Here is a 21,806-nt window from a genome sequence, read left to right as displayed (position 1 = left end):
GGTGTGGCAGTCAAAAATGCTGGGACTGATACACCGCTATCGGGAGCAAGCCCCCTCCCACATTGGCCGCAAGCACAAAAAAAGAGACCCGAAGGTCTCTTTTTTCACACGGATTGCCCCTTACAGGCTGGAAATCCGCGCATGTTGCTCGGCCAGTTTGCCCAGGGCCTGTTCGGCCTCGGCCAGCTTGGCGCGTTCTTTGTCGATCACTTCAGCCGGTGCCTTGTCGACGAATGCCGCGTTGGACAGCTTGCCGCCCACCCGCGCCACTTCACCTTGCAGGCGCAGGATTTCCTTGTCGAGACGGGCCAGTTCCGCGCCCTTGTCGATCAAGCCGGCCATCGGCACCAGCACTTCCATGTCGCCGACCAATGCGGTCGCCGACAGTGGCGCTTCGACGCCCTCAGCCAGTACGGTGATCGATTCCAGCTTCGCCAGCTTCTTGAGCAGCGCATCGTTCTCGGTCAGACGACGCTGGTCTTCGGCGCTGGCGTTCTTCACGAACACCGCCAGAGGCTTGCCCGGGCCGATGTTCATTTCGGCGCGGATGTTGCGCGTGCCGAGCATCAGGGTCTTGAGCCATTCGATATCGCTTTCGGCCGCCTCATCGATGCGTGCTTCGTTGGCCACCGGCCAAGGTTGCAGCATGATGGTCTTGCCTTCGATACCGGCCAGCGGCGCCAGGCGCTGCCAGATTTCTTCGGTGATGAACGGCATGAACGGATGCGCCAGGCGCAGCGCCACTTCGAGCACGCGCACCAGGGTGCGACGGGTACCGCGCTGGCGTTCGATCGGCGCGTTTTCGTCCCACAGCACGGGCTTGGACAGTTCCAGGTACCAGTCGCAATACTGGTTCCAGATGAACTCGTACAAGGCTTGTGCGGCCAGGTCGAAACGGAACTGGTCGAGTTGGCGGGTCACTTCGGCTTCGGTGCGCTGCAACTGCGAGATGATCCAGCGATCGGCCAGGCTCAGTTCAACGGCTTCGCCGTTCTGGCCGCAGTCTTCGCCTTTATCCAGCACGTAGCGCGCGGCGTTCCAGATCTTGTTGCAGAAGTTGCGATAGCCTTCGACGCGGCCCATGTCGAACTTGATGTCGCGACCGGTGGACGCCAGCGAGCAGAAGGTGAAGCGCAGCGCGTCGGTGCCATAGCTGGCAATGCCGTCGGCGAATTCGTCGCGGGTCTGCTTCTCGATCTTCTTCGCCAGTTTCGGCTGCATCAGGCCCGAGGTGCGTTTCTGCACCAGGGTTTCCAGGTCGATGCCGTCGATGATGTCCAGCGGGTCCAGGACGTTGCCCTTGGACTTGGACATCTTCTGGCCTTGGCCATCACGCACCAGGCCGTGCACGTACACGGTCTTGAACGGTACCTGCGGGGTGCCGTCTTCATTCTTCACCAAGTGCATGGTGAGCATGATCATCCGGGCAACCCAGAAGAAAATGATGTCGAAGCCGGTGACCAGCACGTCGGTGGAGTGGAATTTTTTCAGGAACTCGGTCTGTTGCGGCCAACCCAGGGTGGAGAACGTCCACAGGCCCGAGCTGAACCAGGTGTCGAGTACGTCGTTGTCCTGCTGCAGCGCGACGTCCGGACCCAGATTGTTCTTGGCGCGTACTTCGGCTTCGTCGCGGCCGACATAGACCTTGCCCGACTCGTCGTACCAGGCCGGAATGCGATGGCCCCACCACAGCTGACGGCTGATGCACCAATCCTGGATGTCACGCATCCACGAGAAGTACATGTTTTCGTACTGTTTAGGCACGAACTGGATACGGCCGTCTTCCACAGCCGCGATTGCCGGCTCGGCCAGCGGCTTGGTGGACACGTACCATTGGTCGGTCAGCCACGGCTCGATGATGGTGCCGGAACGGTCGCCCTTCGGCACTTTCAGGCCGTGGTCGTCAACGCTGACCAGCAGGCCGGCGGCGTCGAAGGCAGCAACGATCTGCTTACGCGCTTCGAAACGGTCAAGGCCGGCGTATTCGGCCGGGATCTTGCCGTCGATGCTGTCGTTCAGCGTACCGTCCAGGTTGAACACCTGGCAGGCCGGCAATACGGCGGCGTTCTTGTCGAAGATGTTGAGCAGCGGCAGGTTGTGGCGCTTGCCGACTTCGTAGTCGTTGAAATCGTGGGCCGGGGTGATTTTCACGCAGCCGGTGCCGAATTCAGGGTCGCAGTAGTCGTCCGCGATGATCGGGATGCGGCGGCCTACCAACGGCAGCTCGACGAACTTGCCGATCAGTGCCTGGTAGCGCTCGTCGTTCGGGTTAACCGCTACGGCGGCGTCGCCGAGCATGGTTTCCGGACGGGTGGTCGCGACGATCAGGTAGTCGTTGCCTTCAGCGGTCTTGGCGCCGTCGGCCAGCGGGTACTTGAGGTTCCACAGGAAACCTTTCTCGTCGTGGTTTTCCACTTCAAGGTCGGAAATCGCCGTGTGCAACTTGGTGTCCCAGTTGACCAGGCGCTTGCCACGGTAGATCAGGCCGTCTTCATGCAGGCGCACGAAGGCTTCTTTCACCGACTCCGACAGGCCGTCGTCCATGGTGAAGCGCTCACGGCTCCAATCGACGGACGAACCGAGGCGACGGATCTGACGGCTGATGTTGCCGCCGGACTGGTCTTTCCATTCCCAGATTTTTTCCAGGAATTTCTCGCGACCCAGGTCGTGACGGTTTTGGCCGGAGGCTTCGAGTTGGCGCTCCACCAGCATCTGGGTGGCGATACCGGCGTGGTCGGTACCCGGTTGCCACAGGGTGTTGCGGCCCTGCATGCGGCGGAAGCGAATCAGGGCATCCATGATCGCGTTGTTGAAGCCATGGCCCATGTGCAGGCTGCCAGTGACGTTCGGTGGCGGAATCATGATGGTGTAGGACTCGCCCGCGCCTTGCGGAGCGAAATAGTTCTCGGACTCCCAGGTGTTGTACCAGGAAGTTTCAATAGCGTGCGGCTGGTAGGTCTTATCCATGCGCGGCGGGACCCTAGTTGGCATTTATTCAGGAAAGCCGGCAAGTATAACGGGGGATAGAGCGCAGGGCGAGGCGAAGGCGGGCTTAAGGTGCAGGCAATCAAATGAGGGAGGGACCAGCCCCCTCCCACAGGGGATCTGATGGACGGTTTAAGACTGGTACTGGCTGAGCAGCCGCTCCATCCGCGCATCCATCCGGCGCTTGATCTCGGTTTCGATATGGGGGGCAAAGTCGTCGATCACGTCTTGCATGATCAATTGCGCAGCGGCACGCAGTTCGTTGTCCAGGTGCAGCAGCAGGGCGTCGGGGCCCTTTTCAGCGGGCGCAGGGCCAGTGTCCACGACGACGGGGGCTTCGACGACCGGCTCCGGTGCAGCCTGCTTGCTACCGACCATGTCGAACAACAGCGGAATCTGTACCTCGCCATCGGCCTGTTCGGTCAGCAGCGGCGGTTGCAAGTCATCATCACCCAGCAACTGACGGATCGACTCGAGGTCGTCCAGCAGGTGGTCATCTTTTTTTGTCGGGTTGGAAGTGTCCATCATGTACTCAAAGTCGTTGTAGCCGGTGATCTTGCAAAGGATAGCCCTGTTCGCGGTAGAAACGGAAACTCTCCCGCGCGGCCTGACGAATAGCCGGATCCTCCACCACCACTTCCGCCACACGGGCGAAGGCCTTGGCAAACGGCGGTACTTTCAGGTCCAGGTTAACCAGCAGGTCATGGTGATCGCCGCAACTGTCGCCCAAACCCAGGACAACCTGGCCTTCGGGTTCGGATTCTGCGGGGCCGTGGGGCACGAAGCTTTCGCCCTTGAAGCGCCACAGGCGGGCGTCGAGTTCATCGCGTTGGGTGGCATCGCTGCAATGCAGGTAGATGCGGTGGCCCATGCGCCAGGCTTTTTCGGTGAGTTTGCAGGCAAAGTCCAGGCGCGCGAGTGGATCGGCGCTGGGCAATATATAGAAGTCGACTTGGGGCATAGCGGTTCCTGGGCTGCCGCGCCTGCCGCCGTCATAATGTAGGAGCGAGCTTGCTCGCGAAGAACCTGAGAACAATGCGCTCATCCAGGATGAACGCGTTATCGTTGACGCTCTTCGCGAGCAAGCTCGCTCCTACAGTTGACCGCGGCAGGCAGCCGGGCAGGTGTTTAGGCTTTGGCGCGGTCCAGCAGGTATTGGGTCAGCAGTGGCACCGGACGGCCGGTGGCACCTTTGTCCTTGCCGCCGCTGGTCCAGGCAGTGCCGGCGATGTCCAGGTGCGCCCAGTTGAAGTTCTTGGCAAAGCGCGACAGGAAGCACGCTGCGGTGATGGTGCCGGCTTTCGGGCCACCGATGTTGGCGATGTCGGCGAACGGGCTGTCCAGCTGTTCCTGGTACTCATCGAACAGCGGCAGTTGCCAGGCGCGGTCGTCGGCGGCCTTGCCTGCGCTGAGCAGTTGCTCGATCAACTCGTCGTTATTGCCCAGCAGGCCCGAGGTGTGGGAACCCAGGGCAACGATGCAGGCGCCGGTCAGGGTGGCGATGTCGATCACGGCTTGCGGCTTGAAGCGCTCGGCGTAGGTCAGGGCATCGCACAGCACCAGGCGGCCTTCGGCGTCGGTGTTGAGGATTTCCACGGTCTGGCCACTGAGGGTGGTGACGATGTCGCCCGGACGGGCAGCGCCGCCGCTCGGCATGTTCTCGGCGCAGGCCAGGATGCACACCAGGTTGATCGGCAGCTTCAGCTCCAGCACGGCACGCAGGGTACCGAACACGCTGGCGGCGCCGCCCATGTCGTACTTCATCTCGTCCATGCCCAGGCCCGGCTTGAGGCTGATGCCGCCGGTGTCGAAGGTGATGCCTTTACCGACGAGGGCGTAAGGTTTCTCGGACTTCTTGCCGCCGTTGTATTGCATCACGATCAGGCGTGGCGGCTGGTCGCTGCCCTGGCCCACGGCATAGAACGAGCCCATGCCCAGTTCCTTGATCTTCTTCTCGTCCAGCACTTCGACTTTCAGGCCCTTGAACTCTTTACCCAATGCCTTGGCTTGTTCGCCCAGGTAGGTTGGGTGGCAGATGTTCGGCGGCAGGTTGCCCAAATCGCGGGTGAACGACATGCCATTGGCGATGGCCTGGGCGTGGGTCACGGCGCGCTCGACTTCAGCCTGGGCGGCCTTGATGGTCAGCAGGGTGATTTTCTTCAGGGCGCGGGGTTCGGCTTTCTGGCTCTTGAACTGGTCGAAGAGGTAGCCGCCGTCCACCAGGGTTTCGGCCAGCAGGCGGGCCTTGCCGTAGCTGTCACGGCCTTTTACAACGATTTCATCGAGTGCCAGCGCTGCATCGCTGCCGCCCAGGCCCTTGAGGGTGTTGAGGATACCGCTGATGATCTTGCGGAACGGGCGGTCGCCCAGTTCAGCGTCCTTGCCCACGCCCACCAGCAATACGCGTTCGGCTTTCAGGTTAGGCAGGCTTTGCAGCAGCAGGCTCTGGCCGACTTTACCGGCCAGGTCGCCGCGCTTGAGGACCGCGCTGATGGCGCCGCCGCTGAGTTCGTCGAGTTGCTTGGCGGCCACGCCGAGCTTGCGGCCTTCGCCGATGGCGACCACGAGGGTGGCGGTTTTCAACGTTTCGGGGCTAACGCTTTTTACAACCAATTCCATTTTCGGGTCCCTTATAAAGGTCTGAGAGCCTTGCGTCTGTACGCAGGCTTTAAAGCTTGGCAGCCGTGTAAACCGCCAGCGACAAAGGCCGCAGTTTGAACCTCGCCGACGGAGCCTGACAACCCTTGGCGTACGCTTTGTAGGTGCGCGTGAGGTTGCGCAGTGACAGGCGCGGTCAATCACAGGATAATGCGCCATCTTTTTAGCCGGCCCGGTGTAAACGGGCTGACTCGGTATGCTTGCTTGTTTGGCCGCCTTAGCCTGACAACCCTGGAGTGTCTGGTTTGATCGTCTTCCGTTATCTGTCCCGCGAAGTCCTGTTGACCCTGAGTGCCGTGAGTGCGGTTCTGCTGGTCATCATCATGAGTGGTCGTTTCGTCAAATACCTGGCCCAGGCTGCCTCCGGCGCCCTGGACCCAGGCTCGCTGTTCCTGATCATGGGCTTTCGCCTGCCGGGGTTCTTGCAACTGATCCTGCCGCTGGGCCTGTTCCTTGGGATCCTGCTGGCCTACGGCCGCTTGTACCTTGAAAGTGAAATGACCGTGCTCTCGGCCACCGGCATGAGCCAGCAGCGTCTGCTGGGCATGACCATGATTCCGGCGGCCGGCGTTGCGCTGATCGTGGCCTGGTTGAGCCTGAGCCTGGCTCCCCAGGGCGCCATGCAGTTCCAGCTGGTGCTGAACAAACAGGACGCGATGACCGAGTTCGACACCCTCGAGCCGGGCCGTTTCCAGGCGCTCAATGACGGCTCACGGGTGACTTACACGGAAACCCTGACCGACGACCGCGCCAACCTGGGCGGCGTGTTCATCTCCGAGAAGCGTTTTGGCCAAGACAAGAAAGACCGTGGCATTTCCGTGCTGGTGGCTGATTCGGGTCGCCAGGAAGTGCGCCCTGACGGTAGCCGCTACCTGATTCTGGAAAATGGCTATCGATACGATGGCAGTCCAGGCATGGCCGACTATCGCGCGATCAAGTACGACACCTATGGTGTGATGCTGGCCCGCCCGGACATCAGCGACGAAGTCACCGATCGCGACGCCATCCCCACGAAGGACCTGCTCGGCAGCAAGGAACTGCGCTCCATTGCCGAGCTGCAATGGCGGATTTCCCTGCCGCTGCTGGTGTTTATCGTGACCCTCATGGCCGTGCCGCTGTCGCGCGTCAACCCGCGCCAGGGCCGTTTCCTCAAGCTGTTGCCGGCGATCCTGCTGTATATGGCTTACCTCACTATCCTGATTTCCGTCCGTGGCTCCCTGGAGAAAGGCAAGCTGTCGCCGACCCTGGGCCTGTGGTGGGTACACGGAATGTTCCTGCTGATCGGCCTGGGGCTGCTTTATTGGGAGCCTATTCGTTTGAAAATGATGAGCCGTCGTGGCCAGAAGGAGTTGGCTCGTGGCTAAGCTCGATCGCTACATAGGTAGCAGCGTCCTGATCGCCATCCTGGCGGTACTGGGCATCATCCTGGGCCTGGCCTCGTTGTTCGCTTTCATCGATGAAGTCGGCAACGTCAGCGACACCTACACCGTGTGGGACGTACTCAGCTACGTTGCACTTACCGCGCCGCGTCGTCTCTACGACATGATGCCGATGGCCGCGCTGATCGGCTGCCTGATCGGCCTGGGCAGCCTGGCCAGCAACAGCGAACTGACCATCATGCGCGCCGCCGGGGTGTCCATCGGTCGTATCGTCTGGGCGGTCATGAAGCCAATGTTGCTGCTGATGCTGTGCAGCGTGCTGATCGGTGAATACGTAGCGCCGCCGGCCGAAACCACCGCCCAGGCCAATCGCGCCCTGGCCCAGGGCTCGGGCGATGCACAGAGCGCCAAACATGGCCTGTGGCACCGTCAGGGTGATGAGTTCATCCACATCAACGCCGTACAACCGGGCGGACTGCTGATCGGTGTGACGCGCTACACGTTCGATAAGGAACGTCACATGCTGTCGTCCAGCTTCGCCAAACGCGCGCAGTACAGCGACGAAAAGTGGCAATTGACCGACATCACCACGACTTACTTCCGCAATGTCGGCCAAGGCACCAAGGCCAGCACCGAAGTGATCAACGTACCAAGTGAAGAGTGGGACATCGCCCTCAAGCCGGAACTGCTCAATACGGTGGTGATGATCCCCGAAAGCCTGCCGATCTCCGGGCTGTGGGGTTATATCCACTACCTGAAGGACCAAGGCTTGAATAACGGTCGTTACTGGCTGGCATTTTGGGTCAAGGTGTTACAACCGGTGGTGACCGCGGCACTGGTATTGATGGCGATCTCGTTCATCTTCGGTCCGTTGCGCTCCGTAACCCTCGGCCAGCGCGTGTTTACCGGGGTGCTGGTGGGTTTCACCTTCCGCATCGCCCAGGACCTGCTCGGCCCGTCGAGCCTGGTGTTCGGGTTCTCGCCACTGTTTGCGGTGCTGGTGCCGACGACCATCTGCGCCCTGGCTGGGTTCTGGCTGCTGCGCCGGGCCGGCTGATACCGCAGTGATGCATAAAAAATGCCCCACTCGAATGAGTGGGGCATTTTTGTTCTGGTCAGCAAAGATGACGCCTGGCCTGAGCATCAGGTACAATTCCCGGCTATTTTTCAGCGGGCAATCTGCCTGCAGCCTTTTTGAGTGTTGATCCGTGAGTGATTTGAGTCATATCCGCAATTTCTCCATCATCGCCCACATTGACCATGGTAAGTCGACGCTGGCCGATCGATTCATCCAGATGTGCGGCGGCCTTGCCGAGCGTGAAATGGAAGCCCAGGTGCTGGACTCCATGGACCTCGAACGCGAGCGCGGGATCACCATCAAGGCCCACAGCGTTACCCTGTACTACACCGCCAAAGACGGTATCAAGTACCAATTGAACTTCATTGACACCCCGGGCCACGTTGACTTCACCTACGAAGTCAGCCGCTCCCTGGCGGCCTGCGAAGGTGCGCTGCTGGTGGTGGACGCGGGCCAGGGCGTTGAAGCCCAGTCCGTGGCCAACTGCTACACCGCCATCGAGCAAGGCCTGGAAGTCATGCCGGTACTGAACAAGATCGACCTGCCACAGGCCGATCCGGACCGGGTAAAGGAAGAAATCGAAAAAATCATCGGCATTGACGCCACCGACGCCGTCGAGTGCAGCGCCAAGACCGGCCTGGGCGTCGACGAAGTGCTCGAGCGCCTGGTCAAGACCATTCCAGCCCCCACCGGCAACTACGAAGATCCGCTGCAAGCGTTGATCATCGACTCCTGGTTCGACAACTACCTGGGGGTTGTCTCCCTGGTACGCGTGCGTCACGGCCGTGTGAAGAAGGGCGACAAGATCCTGGTCAAGTCCACCGGCAAGATCCACCTGGTGGACAGCGTCGGTGTATTCAACCCCAAGCACACCGCGACCACTGATCTGAAAGCCGGCGAAGTAGGCTTCATTATCGCCGGTATCAAGGACATTCACGGTGCACCGGTGGGTGACACCCTGACCTTGAGCTCCACCCCTGACGTCGACGTGCTGCCGGGCTTCAAACGCATCCAGCCGCAGGTCTACGCCGGCCTGTTCCCGGTCAGTTCCGACGACTTCGAAGACTTCCGCGAAGCCCTGCAAAAGCTGACCCTCAACGACTCGTCGTTGCAGTACACCCCGGAAAGCTCCGACGCCCTGGGCTTCGGCTTCCGCTGCGGCTTCCTCGGCATGCTGCACATGGAAATCATCCAGGAGCGCCTGGAGCGCGAGTACGACCTGGACCTGATTACCACGGCTCCGACGGTTATTTTCGAGCTGTTGCTCAAAAACGGTGAAACGATTTACGTCGACAACCCGTCCAAGCTCCCAGACCTGTCTTCCATCGAAGACATGCGCGAACCGATCGTGCGGGCCAATATTCTTGTGCCGCAGGAACACCTGGGCAACGTCATTACCCTGTGTATCGAAAAGCGTGGCGTGCAGCACGACATGCTGTTCCTCGGTACCCAGGTGCAAGTGACCTACGATTTGCCGATGAACGAAGTGGTCCTGGACTTCTTTGACCGTCTCAAATCCACCAGTCGCGGCTATGCTTCGCTGGATTACCATTTCGACCGTTACCAATCGGCTAATCTGGTGAAACTGGATGTGTTGATCAACGGCGACAAGGTCGATGCCCTGGCACTGATCGTGCACAAGGACAACGCGCACTACAAAGGTCGCCAGCTGACTGAAAAGATGAAAGAACTGATTCCGCGCCAGATGTTCGACGTCGCGATCCAGGCCGCCATTGGCGGGCAGATCATTGCGCGAACCTCCGTCAAGGCTCTCAGAAAGAACGTACTGGCCAAATGCTACGGTGGCGACGTCAGCCGTAAGCGCAAGCTGCTTGAGAAGCAAAAGGCCGGTAAAAAACGCATGAAGCAAGTGGGCAACGTGGAAATTCCACAAGAAGCCTTCCTTGCGGTGCTCAGGTTGGATAGTTAGGTCCTATGTCGCTAAATTTCCCGCTGTTGCTGGTCATCGCCGTTGCCGTTTGCGGTCTCCTGGCGTTGCTCGATCTGGTGTTCTTCGCCCCGCGTCGGCGGGCGGCTATCGCGTCCTATCAGGGCAGCGTCAGCCAGCCCGATGGCCTGGTGATCGAGAAGCTGAACAAAGAGCCCTTGCTGGTTGAATACGGCAAGTCGTTCTTTCCGGTGTTGTTCATCGTGCTGGTGCTGCGTTCGTTCCTGGTGGAGCCGTTTCAGATCCCGTCGGGCTCGATGAAACCTACCCTGGACGTGGGTGACTTCATCCTGGTGAACAAGTTCTCCTACGGGATTCGCCTGCCGGTGATCGACAAGAAGGTCATCGAAGTCGGTGACCCGCAGCGCGGCGATGTGATGGTGTTCCGCTACCCAAGCGACCCGAACGTCAACTACATCAAGCGTGTGGTGGGCCTGCCGGGCGACGTGATTCGCTACACCAGCGAGAAGCGTCTGTTGATCAATGGCGAGTCAGTGGCCGAGAAGTTGATCGGTTCCGAACCGAACAGCCTGGGCAGTGCCGAGCTGTACCAGGAAAAACTCGGGGCGGTAGAGCACGAAATCCGCAAGGAAATGAGCCGCTACCGCGCCATGCCTGATGGCGAGTGGAAAGTGCCGGCCGGGCACTATTTCATGATGGGCGACAACCGCGACAACTCCAATGACAGTCGCTATTGGGATGACCCCAGCATTCCCAAGGATCTGCTGGGCATGGTTCCCGACCAGAATATCGTCGGCAAGGCCTTTGCGGTCTGGATGAGCTGGCCGGAACCCAAGCTCAGCCACCTGCCGAACTTCTCGCGGGTCGGGCTGATCAAGTAATACAAGCGGCGCTGTGAACACAGCGCCGAATGCTTTTCTGGGGCTTGGACATTTTCCGTCCCCGTGCAATACCAACCAGGATTTGAATTTGAACACTGCGTCAATCGTCGATGGCCGCCGGTGCCACCACACAGATATGGGTAAACCGTGACCGTTTCTCTAAGTCGTCTCGAGCGCCAGCTCGGCTACACCTTCAAGGATCAGGAATTGATGGTCCTTGCCCTCACACACCGCAGCTTTGCAGGGCGTAATAACGAACGCCTGGAATTTCTCGGTGATGCCATCCTCAATTTCGTCGCCGGTGAAGCCCTCTTCGAGCGCTTTCCCCAAGCCCGTGAAGGTCAGCTGTCGCGTTTGCGCGCACGGCTGGTAAAGGGCGAGACCCTGGCCGTACTGGCCCGTGGTTTTGGTCTGGGTGAGTACCTGCGCCTCGGCTCCGGTGAGTTGAAGAGCGGTGGGTTCCGCCGTGAGTCGATCCTGGCCGATGCGCTTGAGGCGTTGATCGGTGCGATCTACCTCGATGCAGGCATGGAAGCGGCCAAGGAGCGCGTCACCGCGTGGCTGACCTCCGAGATCGAAAGCCTCACGCTGGTCGACACCAACAAGGATCCGAAGACCCGCCTGCAGGAATTCCTGCAATCGCGCGGTTGTGACCTGCCACGCTACGAAGTGGTGGATATCCAGGGTGAGCCCCATTGCCGCGTGTTCTTCGTGGAATGTGAAATCACCTTACTGAATGAAAAAAGCCGAGGTCAGGGTGTGAGCCGTCGTATTGCCGAACAGGTAGCGGCCGCTGCAGCACTGATTGCTCTGGGCGTGGAGAATGGCCATGACTGATTCAACCGCAACACGCTGTGGCTATGTTGCCATCGTCGGCCGCCCGAACGTGGGCAAGTCCACGCTGCTGAACCATATCCTCGGCCAGAAGCTTGCAATCACCTCGCGCAAGCCGCAGACCACCCGCCACAACATGCTGGGCATCAAGACCGAAGGCAGCGTGCAAGCGGTGTATGTCGACACCCCGGGTATGCACAAAGGCGGTGAAAAAGCCCTCAACCGCTACATGAACAAGACCGCTTCGGCGGCGTTGAAAGACGTCGACGTGGTGATCTTCGTGGTCGACCGCACCAAGTGGACAGACGAAGACCAGATGGTCCTCGAGCGTGTGCAGTACGTCACCGGGCCTTTGATCGTCGCGTTGAACAAGACCGACCGTATCGAAGACAAAGCCGAGCTGATGCCGCACCTGAGCTGGTTGCAGGAGCAACTGCCGAACGCGCAGATCATGCCGATCTCGGCCCAGCACGGTCACAACCTCGAAGCCCTGGAGCGCGTGATCGCCGGCTACCTGCCGGAGAACGAGCACTTCTTCCCGGAAGACCAGATCACCGACCGCAGCAGCCGTTTCCTCGCCGCCGAACTGGTGCGTGAGAAAATCATGCGCCAGATGGGCGCCGAGCTGCCGTACCAGATCACCGTCGAAATCGAAGAGTTCAAGCAGCAGGGCAAGACCCTGCATATCCATGCGCTGATCCTCGTCGAACGTGACGGCCAGAAGAAAATCATCATTGGCGACAAGGGCGAGCGCATCAAGCGCATCGGCACCGAAGCGCGCAAGGACATGGAATTGCTGTTCGATTCCAAGATCATGCTCAACCTGTGGGTGAAGGTGAAGGGTGGTTGGTCCGATGACGAGCGCGCTCTGCGTTCCCTCGGTTACGGCGACCTGTAAGAACACCGCAGGGCAAAAAATGTGGGAGGGGGCTTGCTCCCGATGGCGGTGAGTCAGTTAATAAATAAGTGACTGACACACTGCCATCGGGGGCAAGCCCCCTCCCACATTAGGTTTGTGTTGTTTTCAAGATAGAGAACCCATGTCCCAATCCCAACCCCCCAGCCAACTCGCCTACGTCCTGCACAGCCGCGCCTACCGTGAGACCAGCGCGCTGGTGGATTTCCTCACGCCGCAAGGCCGCCTGCGCGCGGTGTTGCGTAGCGCGCGGGGCAAGGCGGGGACATTGGCGCGGCCCTTCGTGGCATTGGATGTGGAGTTTCGCGGCAAGGGCGAGCTGAAAAACGTCGGCCGCCTGGAAAGCGTCGGCACTTCCGCCTGGCTCAATGGCGATGCACTGTTCAGCGGCCTCTACCTCAATGAATTGCTGATCCGCCTGTTGCCCGCCGAAGACCCGCACCCGGCTGTCTTCGATCACTACGCCGCCACCTTGCTGGCCCTGGCAGAAGGCCGCCCCCTGGAGCCGCTGCTGCGCGCCTTCGAATGGCGCCTGCTCGACGACCTGGGCTACGGTTTTGAACTGAACAACGACCTGCATGGCGAGCCCATCGCCGCCGACGGCATGTACCGCCTGCAAGTGGATGCGGGCCTGGAGCGTGTGTACCTGCTGCAACCGGGCCTGTTCCAGGGTACCGAGCTGCTGGCCATGAGCGAGGCCGACTGGAGCGCACCCGGTGCGTTGTCCGCCGCCAAGCGCCTGATGCGCCAGGCCCTGGCTGTGCACTTGGGCGGTCGGCCGCTAGTCAGTCGCGAGTTGTTTCGAAAGCCCTGACATCCCCGTGTATGCTGTGCAGCGTTTCTTTCCCCTTTTCAGGAGCGCTTCCGTGACCACCAGCAATCGCATTCTTCTTGGCGTCAACATCGACCACGTCGCTACCCTGCGCCAGGCCCGGGGCACTCGTTACCCTGACCCGGTCAAGGCCGCGCTGGACGCCGAAGAAGCGGGCGCCGACGGCATCACCGTGCACCTGCGCGAAGACCGCCGTCACATCCAGGAGCGCGATGTGCTGCTGCTCAAGGACGTGCTGCAAACCCGCATGAACTTTGAGATGGGCGTCACCGAAGAAATGATGGCCTTCGCCGAGCGCATCCGCCCGGCGCACATCTGCCTGGTCCCGGAAACCCGCCAGGAACTGACCACCGAAGGCGGCCTCGACGTAGCCGGCCAGGAAGCGCGGATCAAGGCTGCGGTGGAGCGCCTGTCGAAGATCGGCAGCGAAGTGTCGCTGTTCATCGACGCCGACGAGCGCCAGATCGAAGCGTCCCGCCGTGTCGGCGCGCCGGCCATCGAACTGCACACCGGCCGTTACGCCGACGCCACCACACCGACCGACGTGGCGGATGAACTGCAGCGCATCATTGACGGTGTGAACTGCGGCCTTAATGAAGGCCTGATCGTCAACGCCGGCCACGGCCTGCATTACCACAACGTCGAAGCGGTGGCTGCGATCAAGGGCATCAACGAGCTGAACATCGGCCATGCGCTGGTGGCTCATGCGCTGTTCGTCGGTTTCAAAGGCGCTGTGGCCGAGATGAAAGCCCTGATCCTGGCGGCCGCCAAGCGCTGACCGCAGATTCACCTGTAGGAGCGAGCAAGCTCGCTCCTACAGGTGTGCGCCGTCTTTGTGTCATGCGGCAATGCGAAGCCTTACTGTTTAGCCAATGCAGGTGTATCGTATCTGCCCTTTGCAGGCCCTGCGCCTGCGGCAGATACGTGAGGTTGTTGTGTCCCGATCCTTTTCCCGTCGACAAATCCTGGGTGGTCTTGCAGGCCTGGCCGTAGTGGGCGTCGGTGCCGGTGGCGCCTACCGCTACTGGCTGGGGAAGGTCGCCGAAGCCGAAGCGGGGCACGATTACGAACTGATCGCCGCGCCGCTCGATGTAGAGCTGGTGCCGGGGCACAAGACCGAAGCCTGGGCCTTCGGCCCTTCGGCACCTGGCACCGAGTTGCGCGTGCGCCAGGGTGAGTGGCTGCGGGTGCGCTTTATCAACCACCTGCCGGTCGCCACCACGATCCACTGGCACGGCATCCGCCTGCCGCTGGAAATGGACGGCGTGCCTTACGTCTCGCAATTGCCGGTGTTACCCGGCGAATACTTCGACTACACATTCCGCGTGCCCGATGCTGGCAGCTACTGGTATCACCCCCATGTGAACAGCAGCGAAGAACTCGGCCGAGGCCTGGTCGGCCCGCTGATCATCGAAGAGCGCGAGCCCACCGGTTTCAAGCACGAACGCACCCTCAGCCTGAAGAGCTGGCACGTGGACGAAGAGGGCGCCTTCGTTGCCTTCAGCATTCCCCGTGAAGCCGCGCGTGGCGGCACGGCCGGGCGCCTGTCGACGATCAATGGCGTATCCCAGGCGGTGATCGACCTGCCCGCCGGGCAGATCACCCGCGTGCGCCTGCTCAACCTCGACAACACCCTGACCTATCGCATCAACATCCCCGACGTCGAAGCGCAGATCTACGCCCTGGACGGCAACCCCGTCGAGCCGCGCCCGCTGGGCAAGGAATACTGGCTGGGCCCGGGCATGCGTATCTGCCTGGCGATCAAGGCGCCGCCGGCGGGCGAAGAACTGTCGATCCGTAACGGCCCGGTGCGCCTGGGCACTTTCCGCTCAGTCGCCAACACCGATGCACCGAGCGAATGGCCCCCGGCATTGCCCGCCAACCCGATTGCCGAGCCGGACCTGGCCAATGCGGAGAAACTCAACTTCAATTTCGAGTGGGTCGGCTCCGTATCGGTGGATAACGGCAAGCCGCCGAGCCTGTGGCAGATCAACGGCCAGGCCTGGGACATCACCGACAAGACCTGCGCCGACCGACCGATTGCCAAGCTGGAAAAAGGCAAGAGCTACATTTTCGAATTGAAAAACATGACCCAGTACCAGCACCCGATCCACCTGCACGGCATGAGCTTCAAGGTGATCGCCTCGAACCGCCACAAGGTGATCCCGTATTTCACCGACACTTACCTGCTGGGCAAGAACGAACGCGCCCGCGTGGCATTGGTGGCGGATAACCCTGGGGTGTGGATGTTCCACTGCCACGTGATCGACCACATGGAAACCGGTCTGATGGCCGCCATCGAGGTGGCGTGATGCGCCAGTTTCGCCCCACGGCGATTATCGACCGCAGCCGCGATCAGGATTTCATGCGCGAAGCCCTGGCACTTGCCGCCCAAGGCGCGACGCTGGGCGAAGTGCCGGTGGGCGCGGTGCTGGTGCAGGACGGTGAAATCATCGGTCGCGGCTTCAACTGCCCGATCAGCGGCAATGACCCCAGCGCCCATGCCGAAATGGTCGCTATACGCGCGGCTGCGCAAGCGGTCAGCAACTACCGCCTGCCGGGCAGTACGCTGTACGTGACCCTGGAACCGTGCAGCATGTGCGCCGGCCTGATCGTGCATTCACGCATCGCGCGGGTGGTGTATGGCGCGTTGGAGCCCAAGGCAGGGATCGTGCAAAGCCAGGGGCAGTTTTTTACCCAGGGTTTTCTGAACCATCGGGTGTTGTTTGAAGGCGGTGTGCTGGCGGAGGAGTGCGGCACGGTGTTGAGCGAATTTTTCAAGGCACGCCGGGCCAAGCCCCCGCTCTAAAAAAACTGATGAGCAAATGTGGGAGGGGGCTTGCCCCCTCCCACATTTGGATCTCTGTTGTTTCCGGGAGATTAGCGGTTACTTCTTGGCGATGATGACCGCCCGCATCGGCGCCGGCAGCCCTTCAATCGTCTTGCTGTGATCCTGCGGATCGAGGAAGTCGCTGAGGGACTGATACTTCATCCACGCCGTCCCGCGCTGTTCCTCCACCGTAGTCACGCTCACATCCACACACCTCACATCACTGAACCCGGCACGCCGCAGCCACAGCATCAATGCCGGTACCGACGGCAGGAACCACACGTTACGCATCTGCGCATAACGGTCTTCCGGCACCAGCACCTGTTGCTGGTCGCCTTCCACCACCAGGGTTTCCAGGACCAGTTCGCCGCCCTTGACCAGGGTGTCCTTCAGCGCCAGCAGATGCTCGATCGGCGAGCGACGGTGATAGAACACACCCATGGAAAACACTGTGTCGAAGCCTTCCAGGTTCGCCGGCAGGTCTTCAAACGGAAACGGCAGGTGCCAGGCCTTGGGTTCAGACAGGTAACGCTGTACGGCTTGGAACTGGCAGAAGAACAGCCAGTTCGGGTCGACGCCAATCACGCTGTCGGCCCCGGCGCCGAGCATGCGCCACATGTAGTAACCGTTGCCGCAACCGACATCGAGAATGCGCTTGCCCTTCAGGTCCAGGTGCGGGGCCACACGCGACCACTTCCAGTCCGAGCGCCATTCGGTGTCCACATGCACACCGAACAGGTGGAACGGGCCCTTGCGCCACGGGCTCAAGCCCATCAGCGCGGTGTGCATCTGCGCGCGGGTGGCATCGTCGCAATCGGTGTCCAGCACCAAGCCATTGAGCAAGTCGACTTCGCTGGGCTGGATCTTTGGCAGCGCGTCCAGGGCACTCTGCCAACGCTCCAGGTCGCCATGACCCTTTTCCATCTTGCTATCGAGCTGCGCTTGCAGGCCTTGGGCCCATACAGCCAGAGGGGTGCCGACCAGATGGCGGGCGAGGGGGGACAGATCAATCATGGCAAGGCAATCAACGAGGCAAAGTTAAGACACTGGAACCACGGCACGACTTTCGAGAACCCGGCCGCCAGCAGGCGTTCGCGGTGTTCTTCGAGGCTGTCGGGCTTCATGACGTTTTCGATGGCGCTACGCTTCTGGGCGATCTCCAGTTCGCTGTAGCCGTTGGCGCGTTTGAACGCGATATGCAGGTCGGTGAGCAGTGCCTGTTCTTCAAGGTCATTGAAACGCAGCTTTTCCGAAAGGATCAATGCACCGCCTGGCAGCAATGACTGGCGGATACGCCCGAGCAACGCCAGGCGCTCATCCGGGGCGATGAATTGCAGGGTGAAGTTCAACGCCACCACCGAGGCCGGTTGGAACTGCAGCGCGAGGATATCGCCGTCGATTACCTCGACCGGCAGCAGCTCCTGGAACATCGAGTCCTGGCCATTGAGGTATTCGCGGCAGCGCTCGACCATGGCCGCCGAGTTATCCACAGCGATCACTCGGCAACCGTCCGTGCGCACATGGCGACGTAAGGCCTGGGTCACCGCACCCAGGGACGAGCCCAGGTCGTAGAGCACGCTGTTCGGTTGGGCAAATTGCGCCGCGAGCACGCCGAGGTTTTCGACAATCGTCGGGTAACCAGGCACCGAGCGCTTGATCATGTCCGGGAACACCCGCACCACGTCCTCGTTAAAGGCGAAGTCCGGCACCTGGGGCAGGGGCTGGGCGAATAGGCGATCGGGTTCTTTGCTCACGGTTGTTCCGGCGACGAGGGGGAAAGGCCGGCATTTTAGCCAAGTTGGTCAGCGGATGCGCGGGTTGTCTGATGGAAAGCCGAAGCCGTGATTCCCCATTGGCCGAGCCAGTAAGTTGTGATCAACAAATACGGCGCGGCCTCGAACGACAGCACAAACCGATTGATGCCGATCAGCGTGTCGGAAAATACAAACGACACCGCCCCCGCCGCCGCCAGCAGCGCCGAGCGTTTCGGCACATCGCTGCCCAGGCGTGCCAGCGCGCGCCAAAGCATGGCGCTGATCACCAGTGCGTAAACCACCACCGGTATCAGCAGTTCACCGAGGCCGTGGGAGATCAGGATGCTCAGCAGGATCGCGCCCACGCCCAGCGCCAATACCAACGGCAACAGCGCCAAGCGGCGGCAGTCGCTGAAATAGGCTTTGAGATAGGCCAGGTGCGCAAACAGGAAGGCGCCGAGGCCGAAGATAAACAGGTCGCCCGGCCAGGCGAGCAATACATCGCCGACCAGGGAAAAAATCAGCCCGAGGCTGATCCAGCGTCGATAGTCAGTAGGCGGCGCATCATGCAGCCAGCCCAGCAGCGCCAGTACCGGCAGCGGCTTGACCAGCAGGCACAGCAACGTGGCATGGGTGCTCAGGCCGTAGATAAAGGTGCCTGCGCCCATCAGCGCAAGAATCAGCCATGGCATATCAGTTCACCGTAATGGCGCAGTCGAAGGTCTCGGCGGGCTCGGCTTCCGGTTCCCAGGGTTGCTGGGAGGTCAGGCGCAAACGACCCTGGCCGGCCGTGAAAGCCTGGAAGCGCCAGGTGGACTGGCCTCCGCCACCGACCACACCGGATTCCGAGCTGCTGTACACCTCGGGGCTCAGTGCGCGCAGTACGCCGCCGGCGGAATCCTGGATGGCCCAGCGATAACCCGTGGTTGGGTTGCTTGGCAGGGTGAGGATCAGGTTTTGCCCGGTTTTGAGTTGCAGCGGACAAGCGCCCTGTTCTTCCACGGTGACGTTTTGCTTCGGCGCACTGGCGCAGGCGGCGAGCAGGCAAAGGCTCAGGGGGAGAAGCAGGCGGGCAGCGGTCATGGGGGCTCCGTTGTTTGGCGACGAAGACCGAGCATAACCGAAGATAAGACAGGGTGTTACAAGCAGGATACAGGTTGCGGCCACTCACGCCATCGGGTTCAAGCCCCCTCCCACATGTTGATGTGTGAACACATTCAAGTGTGGGAGGGGGCTTGCCCCCGATGAGGCCAGTTCAGGCGCTAGCGCTCTATCAGAACAACACCTTCGCCACATCCGCAAAGCGTTTGGCAAAGTGCACGGTCATGCCTTCCTTCAGGTACTCCGGCAACTCTTCAAAACTGCCACGGTTCGGCTCCGGCAGAATCAGTTCGTGAATCTTCTGGCGCCGCGCCGCAATCACCTTTTCACGCACCCCGCCAATTGGCAGCACATGCCCGGTCAACGTCAGTTCGCCAGTCATGGCCACGCCTTTTTTCGGCGCTTGATTGCGGGCCAGGGACAGCAGTGCGCTGGCCATGGTCACCCCGGCGCTCGGGCCGTCCTTCGGCGTGGCGCCTTCCGGTACGTGCAAGTGCACGAAAGCTTCGTCGAAGAACTTCGGATCGCCGCCAAACGACTTCAAGTTGGAGCTGATATAGCTGTAGGCGATTTCGGCGGACTCTTTCATCACCTCACCCAACTGCCCGGTCAGCTTGAAGCCGCGATTGAGGGTGTGGATGCGGGTCGCCTCGATCGGCAGGGTCGCGCCACCCATGCTGGTCCAGGCCAGGCCGGTGATCACACCGGTACCGGACAGCACCTGCTCGTTGCGGAACACCGGCATGCCGAGGGAGCTTTCCAGGTCCTTGTTGCCGATCTTGATCACCGAGTTCGGCGCGTCCAGCAGCTTGACTACCGCCTTGCGCACCAGTTTGCCCAGCTGTTTCTCCAGCTGGCGCACCCCGGCCTCGCGGGCGTACCCGTCGATCAGTGCGCGCAGGGCGCCGTCGCTGATGCTCAGGCTGTTTTTCGAAACGCCGGCTTTTTCCAGCTGTTTTGGCCACAGGTGGCGTTTGGCGATCGCGACTTTTTCTTCGGTGATATAGCCCGATAGGCGAATCACTTCCATACGGTCCAGCAGTGGGCCGGGGATCGAGTCCAGGGTGTTGGCGGTGCACACGAACAGCACCTTGGACAGGTCCAGGCGCAGGTCCAGGTAGTGGTCGAGGAATTCGACGTTCTGCTCCGGGTCGAGGGTTTCGAGCAGCGCCGAGGCCGGGTCACCCTGGTAGCTCTGGCCCATTTTGTCGATCTCGTCGAGCATGATCACCGGGTTCATCACCTCCACGTCCTTGAGCGCCTGCACCAGCTTGCCCGGCATGGCGCCGATGTAGGTGCGGCGATGGCCCTTGATCTCGGCCTCGTCGCGCATGCCGCCGACGCTGAAGCGATAGAACGGCCGCCCGAGGGACTCGGCGATGGATTTGCCCACGCTGGTCTTGCCCACGCCCGGCGGGCCCACCAGCAGCACGATGGAGCCGGCGACTTCGCCTTTATAGGCGCCCACCGCAAGGAATTCGAGAATGCGGCTCTTGATGTCATCCAGGCCGGCATGGTGCTTGTCCAGCACCTTGCGCGCGTGTTTGAGGTCGAGTTTGTCCTCGCCATACACGCCCCATGGCACCGAGGTGGCCCAGTCCAGGTAATTGCGCGTCACCGCGTATTCCGGTGAGCCGGTTTCGAGGATCGACAGTTTGTTCAGTTCTTCATCGATACGTTTTTTCGCCTGGGCCGGCAGCACCTTGCCCTCCAGGCGTTGCTCGAACTGTTCGACGTCGGCGCTGCGGTCGTCCTTGGTCAGGCCCAGTTCCTGCTGGATGACCTTGAGCTGTTCCTTGAGGAAGAACTCGCGCTGGTGCTCGCCGATCTTGCGGTTCACCTCGGCGGAGAGTTCTTTTTGCAGGCGCGCGACTTCCACCTCCTTGCGCAGCATCGGCAGGACTTTTTCCATGCGTTTGAGCATTGGCACGCAGTCCAGCACTTCCTGCAGCTCATTACCGGTGGCCGACGTGAGGGCGGCGGCGAAGTCGGTGAGGGGCGACGGGTCGTTGGGGCTGAAGCGGTTGAGGTAGTTCTTCAGCTCTTCGCTGTACAGCGGGTTGAGCGGCAGCAGTTCCTTGATCGCATTGATCAGCGCCATGCCGTAGGCCTTGACCTCGTCGGTCGGATCGCTTGGCTGGTGCGGGTATTCGACTTCCACCAGATACGGTGGGCGGTGGTGCTTGAGCCAGGTTTTGATCCGCACGCGGGTCAGGCCCTGGGCGACGAATTGCAGCTTGCCGTTTTCGCGGCTGGCGTGGTGCACCTTCACCAGGGTGCCGTACAGCGGCAGGGCGGAGGTGTCGAAATGGCGTGGGTCTTCCGGTGGCGTGTCCATGAAGAACAGGGCGAGGGAGTGGTGGTCGGATTTGCTCACCAGCTCCAGGGTCTCGGCCCACGGCTCTTCGTTGACGATCACCGGCAGCACTTGCGCCGGGAAGAACGGCCGATTGTGGATCGGGATGATGTAGACCTTGTCCGGCAGGTTTTGCCCAGGCAGGGCCAGGCCGGTATTGGACGAAGGGGTTTCAGCGTTTTCGGGGTCGGCGTAATCGTTGAGGTCGTAATCAGGGAATTCTTGCTGGTCGCTCATGGGGCACCTGCATAAGGAAGTATGCAGGTTAGATGGGGCGGGGTAGCAGTGGTTTC

Annotated in this window: 19 protein-coding genes; 10 read left to right on the top strand and 9 right to left on the bottom strand. The window is 61.1% G+C overall.

Annotated elements, in window-relative coordinates:
• Positions 1-120 precede the first annotated feature (120 nt).
• The 4 genes from HDC32_RS15105 to HDC32_RS15090 form a co-directional block, all read right to left on the bottom strand.
• Positions 121-2,967 (bottom strand): valine--tRNA ligase, encoded by a 2,847-nt coding sequence (locus tag HDC32_RS15105; protein WP_145335218.1) that lies wholly within the window; start codon positions 2,965-2,967, stop codon positions 121-123.
• Between the two features lie 150 nt (positions 2,968-3,117).
• On the bottom strand, positions 3,118-3,513 hold the full coding sequence (locus HDC32_RS15100; protein ID WP_184744566.1) for a DNA polymerase III subunit chi: 396 nt from the start codon (positions 3,511-3,513) through the stop codon (positions 3,118-3,120).
• A gap of 4 nt (positions 3,514-3,517) precedes the next feature.
• Complete coding sequence (locus HDC32_RS15095) at positions 3,518-3,946, bottom strand: DNA polymerase III subunit chi (protein ID WP_184744564.1); 429 nt, start codon at positions 3,944-3,946, stop codon at positions 3,518-3,520.
• Positions 3,947-4,113: 167 nt separating this feature from the next.
• On the bottom strand, positions 4,114-5,604 hold the full coding sequence (locus HDC32_RS15090) for a leucyl aminopeptidase (RefSeq protein WP_184744562.1): 1,491 nt from the start codon (positions 5,602-5,604) through the stop codon (positions 4,114-4,116).
• 284 nt (positions 5,605-5,888) lie between these two features.
• On the opposite strand from HDC32_RS15090, the gene lptF reads away from it, so the two are divergent.
• The 10 genes from lptF (at position 5,889) to tadA (ending at position 16,281) form a co-directional block, all read left to right on the top strand.
• Positions 5,889-7,007, top strand: a complete 1,119-nt coding sequence (gene lptF, locus HDC32_RS15085) for an LPS export ABC transporter permease LptF (RefSeq protein WP_184744560.1) — start codon at positions 5,889-5,891, stop codon at positions 7,005-7,007.
• Positions 7,000-8,079, top strand: coding sequence for an LPS export ABC transporter permease LptG (lptG, locus tag HDC32_RS15080; RefSeq protein ID WP_145335212.1), 1,080 nt, complete (start codon positions 7,000-7,002; stop codon positions 8,077-8,079). The genes lptF and lptG overlap by 8 nt, the downstream gene beginning before the upstream one ends.
• Before the next feature lie 151 nt (positions 8,080-8,230).
• Positions 8,231-10,030: a translation elongation factor 4 gene (gene lepA, locus HDC32_RS15075; RefSeq protein WP_027604664.1), complete on the top strand. Its 1,800-nt coding sequence runs from the start codon at positions 8,231-8,233 to the stop codon at positions 10,028-10,030.
• A 5-nt stretch (positions 10,031-10,035) separates the two neighbouring features.
• On the top strand, positions 10,036-10,890 hold the full coding sequence (lepB, locus tag HDC32_RS15070; protein ID WP_131698295.1) for a signal peptidase I: 855 nt from the start codon (positions 10,036-10,038) through the stop codon (positions 10,888-10,890).
• A 147-nt stretch (positions 10,891-11,037) separates the two neighbouring features.
• A complete protein-coding gene (gene rnc, locus HDC32_RS15065) occupies positions 11,038-11,727 on the top strand; it encodes a ribonuclease III (RefSeq protein ID WP_027604662.1) in 690 nt (229 codons plus the stop codon).
• Positions 11,720-12,622: a GTPase Era gene (gene era, locus HDC32_RS15060; protein WP_027604661.1), complete on the top strand. Its 903-nt coding sequence runs from the start codon at positions 11,720-11,722 to the stop codon at positions 12,620-12,622. Before rnc ends, era begins: the two co-directional genes overlap by 8 nt.
• A 142-nt stretch (positions 12,623-12,764) precedes the next feature.
• The gene (gene recO, locus HDC32_RS15055; RefSeq protein WP_131698294.1) at positions 12,765-13,454 is read left to right on the top strand and encodes a DNA repair protein RecO; all 690 of its coding nucleotides are present in this window, start codon (positions 12,765-12,767) and stop codon (positions 13,452-13,454) included.
• A 52-nt stretch (positions 13,455-13,506) separates the two neighbouring features.
• Complete coding sequence (pdxJ, locus tag HDC32_RS15050) at positions 13,507-14,250, top strand: pyridoxine 5'-phosphate synthase (protein ID WP_131698293.1); 744 nt, start codon at positions 13,507-13,509, stop codon at positions 14,248-14,250.
• A gap of 157 nt (positions 14,251-14,407) precedes the next feature.
• Positions 14,408-15,784, top strand: coding sequence for a multicopper oxidase family protein (locus tag HDC32_RS15045; RefSeq protein ID WP_145335210.1), 1,377 nt, complete (start codon positions 14,408-14,410; stop codon positions 15,782-15,784).
• Positions 15,784-16,281 carry a tRNA adenosine(34) deaminase TadA gene (tadA, locus tag HDC32_RS15040; protein ID WP_131698291.1) on the top strand — a complete coding sequence of 166 codons (498 nt, stop codon included), beginning with the start codon at positions 15,784-15,786 and terminating at the stop codon, positions 16,279-16,281. Before HDC32_RS15045 ends, tadA begins: the two co-directional genes overlap by 1 nt.
• A gap of 78 nt (positions 16,282-16,359) precedes the next feature.
• On the opposite strand, the gene cmoB is transcribed toward tadA, so the two are convergent.
• From cmoB to lon, 5 genes are all read right to left on the bottom strand, one after another.
• Positions 16,360-17,316: a tRNA 5-methoxyuridine(34)/uridine 5-oxyacetic acid(34) synthase CmoB gene (cmoB, locus tag HDC32_RS15035; RefSeq protein ID WP_131698290.1), complete on the bottom strand. Its 957-nt coding sequence runs from the start codon at positions 17,314-17,316 to the stop codon at positions 16,360-16,362.
• Complete coding sequence (cmoA, locus tag HDC32_RS15030; RefSeq protein ID WP_131698289.1) at positions 17,313-18,056, bottom strand: carboxy-S-adenosyl-L-methionine synthase CmoA; 744 nt, start codon at positions 18,054-18,056, stop codon at positions 17,313-17,315. The genes cmoB and cmoA overlap by 4 nt, the downstream gene beginning before the upstream one ends.
• 35 nt (positions 18,057-18,091) lie before the next feature.
• A complete protein-coding gene (locus HDC32_RS15025) occupies positions 18,092-18,748 on the bottom strand; it encodes a lysoplasmalogenase (protein ID WP_131698288.1) in 657 nt (218 codons plus the stop codon).
• Position 18,749: 1 nt separating this feature from the next.
• Complete coding sequence (locus HDC32_RS15020) at positions 18,750-19,139, bottom strand: protease inhibitor I42 family protein (protein ID WP_131698287.1); 390 nt, start codon at positions 19,137-19,139, stop codon at positions 18,750-18,752.
• Positions 19,140-19,329: 190 nt separating this feature from the next.
• On the bottom strand, positions 19,330-21,750 hold the full coding sequence (gene lon, locus HDC32_RS15015) for an endopeptidase La (protein ID WP_131697436.1): 2,421 nt from the start codon (positions 21,748-21,750) through the stop codon (positions 19,330-19,332).
• Between the last annotated feature and the right edge of the window lie 56 nt (positions 21,751-21,806).

Source organism: Pseudomonas sp. JAI120 (assembly GCF_014207255.1).
In the GTDB taxonomy this organism is placed as follows: Bacteria; Pseudomonadota; Gammaproteobacteria; order Pseudomonadales; family Pseudomonadaceae; genus Aquipseudomonas.
Note: the sequence above shows the minus strand (reverse complement) of the source record. Positions and strands in the feature narration are given on the sequence as shown.